We start from the raw sequence: 11,895 nt of genomic DNA, 5'->3' as shown, positions 1-11,895 counted from the left end.
ATCGTTACTTGAAAATTAGAACGGTTAAATATGCGTACCAGTCATATGCTGGAGCATTTGATGGAGGCCTTACGTTGTCTACCTGGGGTTGGCCCCAAGTCGGCGCAGCGTATGGCCTTTCATTTGTTACAGCGCGATAGAAAAGGCGGCCTACAGTTGGCTGAAGCTCTTAGCCAAGCAATGACCGAAATTGGTCACTGTAATGAGTGCCGTACTTTTACTGAAGAAGATACCTGCCACATTTGTACCAATCCTAAACGTCAGGAAAATGGTCAAATCTGTGTAGTAGAGAGCCCTGCAGACATTGCAGCTATCGAAGCAACTGGCCAATATTCTGGTCGTTACTTTGTGCTTATGGGTCACCTTTCACCACTTGATGGTATTGGTCCAAGTGATATCGGTCTCGATGTTCTGGACTACCGCTTACGCCGTGGTGATATCTCTGAAGTAATCCTAGCGACCAACCCGACAGTTGAAGGGGAAGCGACAGCGCACTACATTGCAGAGCTATGTAATGCCCATGAAGTGAACGCAAGCCGTATCGCCCATGGTGTTCCCGTTGGTGGTGAGCTAGAGCTGGTGGATGGCACCACGCTTTCGCACTCCTTACTCGGTCGTCATAAGATCTAAAAAAGCCGCTTGGTGAATCATCACTAAGCGGCTTTTTCTTTTATGGCTTTCAAAGGTTTCTATTTCAAAACACTTCTCTGAGCTTAATCTGAACCTCTCACTGCTTTGTATATCATCGCGCCAATCACGGCACCGATAATTGGTGCAATCCAGAATAGCCATAGTTGCGAAACTGCCCAATCACCAACAAATACAGCCACGCCGGTACTTCGAGCGGGGTTCACAGAGGTGTTCGTTACAGGGATACTGATAAGGTGGATTAAGGTTAGACAGAGACCAATTGCGATAGGAGCAAACCCAGCAGGTGCTTTTGAATCCGTCGCGCCCATAATCACGAATAGGAACACCATGGTCATGACCACTTCACAAACGAGAGCCGCTGTGAGCGAGTAGCCGCCCGGTGAGTGTTCTCCATAACCATTGGAAGCAAAGCCAGAGGCAGCAGCATCAAAGCCAGCTTGGCCTGAAGCAATCACAAATAACACGCCACCTGCGATAATACCGCCAATCACTTGGGCAATAATATAAGGTGCGACATCTTTGGCATCGAAGCGCCCGCCACTCCAAAGGCCGATAGTAACGGCAGGGTTAAGGTGACAACCGGATATGTGGCCAATAGCAAAAGCCATAGTGAGCACAGTTAAACCAAAGGCAAGAGAGACTCCGAGTAAGCCAATTCCTACATCGGGAAAAGCAGCGGCTAAGACGGCACTACCACAACCACCCAACACCAACCAAAACGTACCAAACATTTCTGCGATATACCTATTCATAACGATCCTTATTAATCTGTACCAGTATCAACAAGATAGTTTAGATTTCGCAACTTTGTGAAATCTTGGGCATATAGGAGGTAGAAAAGGGTAAATATGCTTAGGTAATTGCTTCTAATTCGATCAGGTTATCAAGGGCTTCTTGGTCGGTCTTACCACAAATGACAGGGCAGGCTTTGAATTGATGACACACTTTAGGGCGTGAAGCTTGACCGAATAACTTACACAGATCTTGTTCATTTAATTGAATGCAACGCACGCCTGCAGGCTTGCCATTAGGCATTCCAGGAATAGCAGATGTAATACTTGGAGCGATACAACAAGCTCCACAACCTAAACGACATTCCATCAAATTAAACTCACTAAATAACAGGGTGCGCGATAGTAGCAAAAAATAATGGGAGTGACAGCTATTGATTGGATCAAAGAATGAACAATTATTATCCTTGAACTTTTTATGGGCTAGCGGTATAACACGCACCCCAGTAAAAGAGTAAGAAGTAATCCTATGACGAATCCATTTTGGCAAGAAAAAACACTAGAGCAGATGACCGAGAATGAGTGGGAATCACTGTGTGACGGCTGTGGTAAGTGTTGCCTACATAAGCTAATGGATGAAGATAGCGATGAAGTGTACTACACCAACGTGGCGTGTAGCTGGTTAAACGACAAAACATGTTCATGTAAAGATTACCCAAACCGCTTCACTTCAGGTGAAGAGTGTTTGAAGCTAACTCGTGACAAGATCGATGAGTTTCACTGGTTACCAGACACTTGTGCTTACCGTCTTCTATCAGAATCTAAACCGATTCCTGAGTGGCACCCATTGATCACCGGATCAAAAACAGAGATGCATGCAGCAGGTGAAAGCGTTCGTAACAAAGTGGTATACGAAATTGATGTTGTCGATTGGGAAGACCACATCTTAAACCACCCGAACCGTTAGTTACTTATTAGTAGCAAATGACCCGAATAAAAAAAGGCTCACATTTCTGTGAGCCTTTGTCGTATTTAGGAGGGTCCAAATCAATGGACTGCGTCATGGCTAATGTCAAGCAAGCGGTAAGTCTGCAACCACCTGATTGAACGTGATACGAGCATTCTGAGCTTGCTCAGATAACTCGATCTTTTTCGCTTGTGCGGCACTAAGATTACTCTCGGCCTGCTCAAGTGCTTGTTGTAGGTTCTCTGGTAACTCGTGAGTTTCCATTTGCGAACCTTGCTCTAACACATAAGCGCGAATTTCTTTTTTCACTGCGGCAAGTTCTGTGTAAGCAACACGCTCAAGTTCTGCGGCTTCTTGTGCTGCATCTCTTTCTTTCTCAAATTGAGCCAACGCCATACCTTCTGCAGACCATGGATCCATGTCTGGCAGTTCTTCGATGTTAATCGTTGGTTCGATGTACGCGTCTTGATGGCGCAGGTCGAGGTTAGTTGCACGAACTGCAGATATCATCAGCATCACAGAGATAGCCAATAACGGTAAACCACCAACAATTGCTGCAGTTTGTAGTGTACTTAGGCCACCCAGGAACATCAGAATCGTTGGTAAGAACGACAGAGTGAATGCCCAGAACATACGGTTCCAACGCATTGGCTCTTCAGTCACATTGTTTTGAACCACAGATGCAAGGATGTATGAGATAGAGTCAAACGTCGTTGCTGTAAAGATGATACAAAGCAAAGTGAATACTGCGATAACTAGAGTGCTCATCGGCAACTGCGCTAGCATTGAGAAGATTGCTTTGGTTGCGCCTTCAGCATTTAGAATTGCAACTACATCTAATTCACCAGAAAGCTGAAGTGATAAGCCGTAGTTACCTAGAATCATGAAGAATAAGAAACAACCCAGTGAACCGAAGAAGATCGAACCTGACACCATTTGTTTGATGGTTCTGCCGCGAGAAATGCGCGCAACAAATAGACCCATACTCGGTGCAAATACTAGCCACCATGCCCAGTAGAAAATTGTCCAGTCTTGTGGGAAGTGGGTGTTTTCAAATGTACCGTAGCCACCAAATGGTTCCGCCCATGTCGCCATCACGAAGAAGTTAGACAGTAGACGACCAATTGAATCTAGACCGGTTTCAAGCATGAAGATAGTTGGACCCGCAATCAGTACGAAAACCAACAGACCCATAGCACCCCAGAAGTTGATATTACTTAGGATCTTGATGCCTTTTTCCAATCCAGCATAAGAAGAGTAAGCAAAAATCGCAGTACAAACTAAAAGCACCATCACTTGCGTTAGGTTGTTTTTAGGTAGACCGAATAGGTGATTCAGACCTTCAGTAATAAGAGGAGCGGCTAAACCTAATGTTGTTGCTGCGCCGCCAAGTAGACCGAAAATGAAAAGGATATCGACGATTTTTCCAGGTACGCCTTTACTGCGGTGCTCACCAAGAACTGGCATTAACGCGCTAGAGATCTTTAGAACAGGCTGTTTACGTACGTAGAAAAAGTAAGCAATAGGAATTGCAGGGATTAGGTAGATAGACCAAGCAATTGGTCCCCAGTGGAACAAACCGTAAGTTGCTGCCCAACGAACTGCCTCTTCACTGCCCGGCTCTAGTTGGAAAGGAGGTGATTGGTAGTAGTAAGCCCACTCAATACAGCCCCAGTACAAGATACTTGCACCGATACCACCACAAAATAGCATTGCTGCCCATGATGCAGTTTTGAATTCAGGCTCTTCATCAGCTTCGCCCAGTTTAATCTGTCCCATATCACTGAACACAACGTAAACCATAAATGCACAAGCCGCGAGACCTAGCGCAAGATATAGAAATCCTAGTTGATCAGTCATGAATGTTTTCGCAACCGCAATCCAGTCTGCACCCTGAGTCGGGAACAAAATGAGCGGGAAAACTATCGTGAGTAGGAGTGCAATAGCACCAAAGAAGGTTGGCTTATCAATAAGCTCAAAAGTGTTTTTCACGAGTATTATTCCATTAAAATGAGAGAGGAATTATGAAGTGAACTCGTTTTTTAGAACAAATCGGGTCTATTGTCGTGACGACAAATTGCTTTTGGCAAAGAGTAATAGGCAAGGCATGAGGTGCCAATGCAAAAGAGGGCAGTGGAAGGGATAGTGTAGAGTGAGGGTAACGTTAAATCAGAGCGAGAAGAATGCCACCAACGGTTGCCGCTGCGGACAGGTATTGCCCTGCTGAATAAGAACCATCGTCTTCTTCTTCAATCTTATCAGGGTGATCCATACCTAGTGCGCCGTGAGCAAATGACTCAACCTTATCGGTCACGGTTTCGTTTTCCGCTTCGATTTTCTTCGCTTCTTTATCGATCTCTTTAAGAGCCGATAATAGGGCTTTGCCCTCATCAGAGAGCTTAACGGTATTTTGCTCAACCTTAAGAGGGGCGGGCTTTTCAGCTTCGGTACTCTTGGTTTGTGTGTTCATTTGCGACGGTGAATACAGCTGAGTGTTACTCGTTCCTACTGGCGTCATATCGCTCTCCTTACCTATCCTTAAATATAGTATCGGCAGAGGTGTGAAAAACTTGTGCAATTAATCATCGATAGTGATGTTTTTTATTCGCACATTACATTTACTTCTGCTTAATCAAAACTGCTTGGTATTTAAGCAATTCCTATGCCGATATTTATATTTGTCTTGGAGCGTTTTTGAGCAAATTCTTAAGGTGTCAGACTTAAACTTAAAATAAGCTTAAGTCTGAATCGCGAGTTTAATCGCACTTAAGATCGGCACCACGCTTAGATAGGTGTTTGTATGCCTTCATTCGGTTCTCTTTTTGAACAAAGCGTGCCGGTGGAGAAAGTACTTTTAGTTGGTAATCAGTCGTATCCGATGAGAACTCAGCAACCGGGCTAATAACTGCTACTTTTAGATCTGGGTTACGACGTAGAATCGAAGCCGCCGTGCCTAAGCCACCTTCAGTGTGGAACTTGCCTGCTACATGAATTACTTGCTTATTTGGATTTGACGCTAGGTAATTAACAATCGATTCAGCCATGGTCTCGTCCCACGTAACCTGAGCGGCAAACTGCTTTTCTGTTTGCTCTGGCGTACCGTGATGCATGGAAGCCATGAACTTTTCTTTGTAAGGGCTATCGCCAATATTAACCTCAGTCGCAACCCAATTTCGTTGTTCTGAAGAAAGCTGTTCTAGGTAAGGTAATCCCTTACGGCCAATACACTGAACGAAAGGCTTTGGAGCGTTTGCTGCGATAACATCTAAATCATTCGCTTTAGCAAACTCAACCAGTGCGCGGTAATCACTTTCGTAATTTGGCCAAGCAGCTGCCTTGGAGATAAGCACTTGCTCACCAATTTCACCGTTTAAGTATTGGTTTAGCGTGTCTTGATGTTCTCGAGTGAACTGTTCCATTGAAAGCGCAATGTTTGATGTTGCGTTGCGGCGCGCTTTTAAGAAGTCGGTTTGGAAACGATGAATTGCCGAGTGAGTGTGCCATTCGCCAATAAGGATCACATCAGCGTCAATCAACTGTTCGGGTAAAGCATTGAGAGAAAGCGTTTCACCTTGTGGAGACGCAAACTGGTAATCATAGAATGTGGAAACGGTGTCCGTTTGCGTGTTAGCCACTTGTTGAGAAGTGCTGTTTGAAGGTTGATTAGCACAAGCCGTAAGCAGGGTAGCTAATCCGATAAGAATAATACGTTGCATGAAATGCCTCCTTGAAGAACACGCATATTAAAGGAGGCAAGATGACATTTCAATGCAAACGATAATCAATATCAGTTAAATCTGTTTGCGATACACTCTCAGCATAAAGTCCGCTTCACAGTTGAATTGCTCAGCTTTGGTGAGTTGTTGTTTAAACTCCTCTGTCGCTTTCCAAGCAAACGGCGTCATCTGTAGCAGGTCGAATGCATCTGACCCCGATAGTTCCATCATATAGTTTAGTTGCTCTTGGTGCTCAAGCGTAAAACCTTCGATCACTTCTGGATCTTCGTCATGCAAGCGAACGCCGTCATAAATCGCATCACGCAGTTGGTATAGGTGTCGACTGGCTGGTGTCACGGTGATCACGACGCCATTGTCTTTGATGGTACGTTGGAGCTCTTCTGCCTTACATGGTGCATAAATGCGTAGAATGCCGTCTAAGCTGTTTTCAGCGAAGGGTAGACGATGACTAGAGGCAACAGAGAAGTCGACAGCAGGGTAGCGCTTAGCGGCGTATTTGATAGCAATCTTAGAAATATCTAGGCCAAAAATCGCGCCGTTTTTATTTTGAAGGTTCAACGCGATTTCGTTGGTGTAATACCCTTCGCCACAGCCAATATCCAACAGGCTAGGGTCAGCGTCTGGCAGGTAGCTAGAGCATAAGCCAACGACTGCTTGGCGCATTGGAGCGTAATGGTTGCCTTCAAGGAAGCGACGACGTGCCTGCATCATCTCTTTATTGTCACCTGGATCTTTTGAGCGTTTGTGGTGTGCTGGCATCAAATTGACATAGCCTTCTTTCGCTAGGTCGAACTGATGGTTCTTTTCACACTTAAACGTACGATCGTGTTGAGATAAAGGTTGGTGACACAAAGGGCATTGGTAAGTCATTGCGAACTCGAGGTAGAAATTTCAAGTCCAAAATTTTAACAGGAAGCATAGTGGGGCGCTAGAATAAACGCAGTTGTCTTAGCTAGTGATAATTCATGAAGAGATAGAGCCAACGATGGCTGGCTCTATTGATGCTTAGTGAGTTGTTTAATGGAACGTCTATTAATAATTAGCTAAAGAAGTTCACTTGATTTTTCAACGATTCCGCTTGCTTTTGAAGCTCATCAGCACTTCGAGATGTCTGAGCGCTGGTCTCACGGCTTTGTTGGTTGAGGTCGCTTATCGCATGCGCGTTGGCCGCAATTTCTTGAGAAACCTGAGCTTGCTCCTCTGATGTAGCAGCAATTGTTTCAGCTTGAGAAGCGATTGACTCAACTTGAGAAGCAATAGACTCCAATGCCGTACCCGCTTCTTGCGCTTTATCAAGTACTTGGTTGGCATTTGATTGGCTTTGTGTCATCAAGTTCACGGCATTGTTGGTCGAAGACTTTAGCTTCTCGATGATGCTTACTACGTCTTGCACTGATGTTTGAGTACGATGAGCGAGTGTTCTTACTTCATCAGCAACAACAGCAAAACCACGGCCTTGTTCACCTGCACGTGCGGCTTCGATCGCAGCGTTTAGCGCTAACAGGTTAGTTTGCTCGGCGATATCGTCGATCATCTTAGTGACGGTTTGTATGCTTTCGCTGTCTGCACTTACTTGCTCGATGGCAGATGCAGATTTATCGAGTTGGTCATTTAACTGAGCAACATCGATACATACTCCCTCAACCACCTCTAGACCTTGTTGACTGTCTTCATTCGCAAGTCGAACGTTTTCAGCAATGCTATTGACTTGCTGTGCTACGGATTCCGCAGAGGTCGCCATCTCTTCGATTGCTGTCACCACTTGTTCCACTTGCGCCTGTTGGCGGTCAGACTGCGTTAAGTTGTGGCTGGCATCTTGTGACACACTGCTCGAGCTGTTTTGGACTTGATCGCTGGTCGCGCGAATCTCGCCTACTAGGGTGTTCAGCTGAGCTGCCATAGTTGCAACGCCAGTATTAAGGTTGCTGATCTCGTTTTTAGTTTGCTTGCCGGTGTTTGGAATGTGCAGGCTGACTTCACCTTTACCTAATCGAAGCATGTATTCGTTTAAAGTCGTTAGCGGCGTGAGCGTGCGATTCAATACGAAGGTTAACGCTACGATTGTCGCGGCGGCAATCAAGGCCGAAATGATCGCGATAAGTTTTAGCAGATCGTCACTGCCCTTGGTCACCTCTTTAATGAATGTACCGCCAAGTAGTTTCCAGTCCCAACCGGGAACTTCGGTATATACCAGGTACTTTTCACCAACCGTTTCTTGGAATTTATATGGGTATCGAATCAATCCAGATGATTGTTCGAATATCTGGTAGAAAGGTTTATTCCCGTCGTAATCAGCAACGTCAATTATCGATTTACCGCCGCCAGCGTGAGTAGGGTGCAGTAAGTACTGGCCTTGGTGCTCTTGCTCATTATCAACAATGATGGTGTAACCAGTATCGCCCCATGATACCGAGCGCAAAGATTCAAACAGGCTTTGTGTTGCTTCCTCAACCGGTAAGCCGATAAAGGATACACCATTGACCTTACCTTGTGCGTTCATAAGAGGCGCGTAATAGGTAATGTAGCGTTGACCGAAAAGTTTTACTTGAGCGTAATAAGGTTGGCCACTTTTCAGTTTGCTGTAACCGGGATGATCTTTGCCGAGAGTTGTGGCAACTACACGCTCGCCTGAAGGTTTTTTTAGAGAGGTAGATACGCGGATAAAATCGTCACCAAATGGGGCAAATAGGGTAGCAACGGCTCCTGTGTCTCGGGTAAAGCTATCCACTAGTTTGGTATCGTTGATCAGGCTCTCACCATATTGAGTCATGTTTGGTATGGAGTGACCGCTAAACTCAACATCATAGTTTTCTACGTAAACACCTGCTAAGTAACCGTTGCGAAAGGTAGATTCTAAAACTTTGGCGGTATGCAGGTAGGCGTCAAATTGGCCGGATATGGTTTTGGCCATCGCTTCTACTTTTGATTGATGCTCCTTTAATGTGTTCTCTAAAAGTACCTGTGAGGCATTACGATAAACGAGGGTCGCTATCGAGCTAAAGGCGATAAGCAAGCACAATAAAATGACCAACTTAAGTTGGAAGCCAACACTTTGATTTTTGTATTTCTCGAGCATGAATTCACTATCCTGTCTTCATTGAGGTGTTGTTAAGTGGTTTTAGGTAAATTTGTTATTGAGTTTTCTATCATAGGAACTTATTTATCGGTAGTAATTGATAAGAATTAATGAATTGATAGTTATATTTATAAATTAAATGAATAAATCGTAAGCTGGCGTTGATTTGAACAGATGAGGATTCTATTTCGGTGAAAAGATTCAGTTGCTTAGGTGTGAGCGAGATTAGACGGATAAAAAAATGCAGCCAATATGGCTGCATTTTTGTTTCGAACTAGATTACTTAGGAGCTTATTTTTAAGCCTCGTTTGAAGAGAGCACCGTAATCAGCTGGTGACTTTCACCTGGCTGTAACGTTTTGCCTGCTTCTAGGCTTGGTGCGTGCAGTGTTGATTCAACACATAGCATGGTTAGGTAACCGTCGTCTTGCATGTCGCCCATACTAGTAGCTCCTTCCGCCCACGGGTTCCACAATACTGCAGAGTTATGGCCGTGGTTTTCAACCGTTAGAGTACGATCCAGCTTCTTGTCAGCAACAAAGATTTGCGCTTCTGGCTGAGTGTAAACACGGTCAATCGTATCGGTTAGCACAAGTTCAGCACCACCTTGGCAGATCTTGCTACCTTGTAGGCTATCGATGTACTCAGCACCCATACCTGTGGTCGTTGTGTTGTGGATATCGCCGACGTTTAGGTAAGTGTGCAGCGCGCCAGAGAAAGTCCATGGTTGAGAATCTGTGTTCTTCACATCTAATGTTACTTTCAGCTCATCGCCAATCTCAATATTTAAACGTGCATCAAACTGATGAGGCCATACTGCCAGCGTCTCTTCGCTAGGCTTAAGACCTAAGCTTACAATCACACCAGCTTCGCTTTCGCGGTGCTCAACTAATTGCCACTCGCTTGAACGAGCAAAACCATGTGCAGGTGCTGCAATGCGGCCAAACCAAGGCCAACATACTGGAATACCACCGCGCAGTGCTGTTTTGCCATCAAACTTAGCTTGTTGGCTCATCCAAATAAGGTCTTCTTGGCCTTGCGGTTGGAACGACACAACATGGCCGCCAAACAGTGAAATCGCTGCGTTTGCTTTATCGTGGATAACGCGAACCAGTTTTACACCTTCGTGTTCAACGATAGTGACGTTGTCAGAAAGTACAGCCAGTGCAGGTAGAGTTGATAAATCCATTACATGATCCTTCTAAGGAAATTGAATTCAAATGCTGACTAGAGCGGTGCTTGTACTTTCGTGAGTAACAAGCAAGAGTCAGTATTAGAATTGAATTTTGCGTTTGGGCTATCTCGATGAAGTTAGATAGACGCGGTTTAAAAGATAGCAGGTATTAAAAAGGCGACACTAAGGTCGCCTTTTTCAAAGTCTGCTCAAAACAGTCTTCGCTAATGCTTATCTAAAGCTATTTCTAAAAAGAAATTACTTAGAGATGTGAGCGATTAGGTCTAGAACTTTGTTTGAGTAACCGATTTCGTTGTCGTACCAAGATACAACTTTAACGAATTTGTCAGTTAGAGCAACACCAGCTTTAGCATCGAATACTGAAGTTTGAGTTTCGCCGATGAAGTCTTGAGAAACAACTTGGTCTTCTGTGTAACCTAGAACGCCAGCCATTTCGCCTTCAGAAGCTTCTTTCATTGCAGCACAAATTTCTTCGTAAGATGCAGCTTCTTTTAGGTTAACTGTTAGGTCAACTACAGATACGTTAGCAGTTGGTACACGGAAAGCCATACCAGTTAGAAGGCCGTTTAGTTCTGGAAGAACAACGCCTACAGCTTTAGCAGCACCAGTTGAAGATGGGATGATGTTTTGAGAAGCACCACGGCCACCGCGCCAGTCTTTAGCAGAAGGGCCATCTACAGTTTTTTGAGTTGCTGTAGTAGCGTGAACTGTAGTCATAAGACCAGACTCAATGCCCCACTTATCGTTAAGTACTTTAGCGATAGGTGCAAGACAGTTAGTAGTACAAGAAGCGTTAGAAACGATGTCTTGACCAGCGTAAGATGCTTGGTTAACGCCCATTACGAACATTGGAGTTGCATCTTTAGAAGGACCAGTAAGAACAACTTTCTTAGCACCAGCAGTGATGTGCTTACGTGCAGTCTCGTCAGTTAGGAAAAGACCAGTAGCTTCAGCAACAACGTCTACGTTGATTGCGTCCCACTTAAGTTCTTCTGGGTTACGCTCAGCTGTAACACGTACAGTTTTACCGTTAACGATTAGGTTACCGCCTTCAACTTCAACAGTACCGTTGAAACGGCCGTGAGTTGAGTCGTACTTAAGCATGTATGCCATGTATTCAACGTCGATAAGGTCGTTGATACCAACAACTTCGATGTCATTGCGCTCTTGCGCTGCACGGAATACGAAACGACCGATACGGCCAAAACCATTAATACCTACTTTGATAGTCATTGTAGTTGCTCCACAACTTAATTTCTGATTAAAGATAACTGGTAGTAAAATTACAGAATCCAGTATACATCTGCAATAGATAATCCGACTTAACTTGTTTAATGTCAAAAAAAAGCGACGCTTTTCTTAACAATTGGGTGTAAGTGGTTGAAAATTGACCATTGCGAGTGGCTCTGTACCCTTCCAGTTGGGTAAAATACCCCTAAATGATGATTCACTTATGAGTGTATATGTACAATGTTTTCTAGTGAGAAAGTATGTGCTACAAAACGACTCATATGCAAGCCTTTATAGAAAAAAGTAAAT

At 44.5% G+C, this 11,895-nt stretch carries 11 protein-coding genes; 2 read left to right on the top strand and 9 right to left on the bottom strand.

Translation table 11 applies throughout. From position 1 onward, the window contains the following. The first annotated feature begins 30 nt into the window (after window positions 1-30). Window positions 31-630: a recombination mediator RecR gene (recR, locus tag OCV12_RS11475; protein ID WP_019823189.1), complete on the top strand. Its 600-nt coding sequence runs from the start codon at window positions 31-33 to the stop codon at window positions 628-630. 83 nt (window positions 631-713) lie between these two features. Here the strand turns inward: recR and aqpZ are convergent, their stop codons facing one another. Next, on the bottom strand, window positions 714-1,403 hold the full coding sequence (gene aqpZ, locus OCV12_RS11470; protein ID WP_017099207.1) for an aquaporin Z: 690 nt from the start codon (window positions 1,401-1,403) through the stop codon (window positions 714-716). 100 nt (window positions 1,404-1,503) lie between these two features. Further along, a complete protein-coding gene (locus OCV12_RS11465) occupies window positions 1,504-1,752 on the bottom strand; it encodes a YkgJ family cysteine cluster protein (protein ID WP_065677683.1) in 249 nt (82 codons plus the stop codon). Window positions 1,753-1,911: 159 nt separating this feature from the next. Between OCV12_RS11465 and OCV12_RS11460 the strand changes: the two genes are divergently transcribed. After that, window positions 1,912-2,349 carry a YcgN family cysteine cluster protein gene (locus OCV12_RS11460; RefSeq protein WP_017059388.1) on the top strand — a complete coding sequence of 146 codons (438 nt, stop codon included), beginning with the start codon at window positions 1,912-1,914 and terminating at the stop codon, window positions 2,347-2,349. Between the two features lie 105 nt (window positions 2,350-2,454). Here OCV12_RS11460 and OCV12_RS11455 read toward each other — a convergent pair whose 3' ends face one another. From OCV12_RS11455 to gap, 7 genes are all read right to left on the bottom strand, one after another. Continuing rightward, complete coding sequence (locus OCV12_RS11455; RefSeq protein ID WP_239828828.1) at window positions 2,455-4,341, bottom strand: BCCT family transporter; 1,887 nt, start codon at window positions 4,339-4,341, stop codon at window positions 2,455-2,457. A 172-nt stretch (window positions 4,342-4,513) separates the two neighbouring features. After that, a complete protein-coding gene (locus OCV12_RS11450; protein ID WP_017630993.1) occupies window positions 4,514-4,867 on the bottom strand; it encodes a hypothetical protein in 354 nt (117 codons plus the stop codon). 238 nt (window positions 4,868-5,105) lie between these two features. After that, window positions 5,106-6,065: a ChaN family lipoprotein gene (locus OCV12_RS11445; RefSeq protein WP_261884703.1), complete on the bottom strand. Its 960-nt coding sequence runs from the start codon at window positions 6,063-6,065 to the stop codon at window positions 5,106-5,108. Between the two features lie 75 nt (window positions 6,066-6,140). Then, window positions 6,141-6,956: a 23S rRNA (guanine(745)-N(1))-methyltransferase gene (gene rlmA / locus OCV12_RS11440; protein ID WP_261884702.1), complete on the bottom strand. Its 816-nt coding sequence runs from the start codon at window positions 6,954-6,956 to the stop codon at window positions 6,141-6,143. Window positions 6,957-7,125: 169 nt separating this feature from the next. Continuing rightward, window positions 7,126-9,162 carry a methyl-accepting chemotaxis protein gene (locus OCV12_RS11435; protein WP_261884701.1) on the bottom strand — a complete coding sequence of 679 codons (2,037 nt, stop codon included), beginning with the start codon at window positions 9,160-9,162 and terminating at the stop codon, window positions 7,126-7,128. Between the two features lie 297 nt (window positions 9,163-9,459). Further along, the gene (locus OCV12_RS11430) at window positions 9,460-10,350 is read right to left on the bottom strand and encodes a D-hexose-6-phosphate mutarotase (RefSeq protein ID WP_261884700.1); all 891 of its coding nucleotides are present in this window, start codon (window positions 10,348-10,350) and stop codon (window positions 9,460-9,462) included. A 243-nt stretch (window positions 10,351-10,593) separates the two neighbouring features. Beyond that, complete coding sequence (gap, locus tag OCV12_RS11425; protein ID WP_017630988.1) at window positions 10,594-11,589, bottom strand: type I glyceraldehyde-3-phosphate dehydrogenase; 996 nt, start codon at window positions 11,587-11,589, stop codon at window positions 10,594-10,596. Window positions 11,590-11,895 lie beyond the last annotated feature (306 nt).

This window comes from Vibrio pomeroyi, from assembly GCF_024347595.1.
Lineage (GTDB): Bacteria > Pseudomonadota > Gammaproteobacteria > Enterobacterales > Vibrionaceae > Vibrio > Vibrio pomeroyi.
The sequence above is the reverse complement of the archived record's forward strand: the minus strand, read 5'-3'. Positions and strand labels throughout refer to the sequence as shown.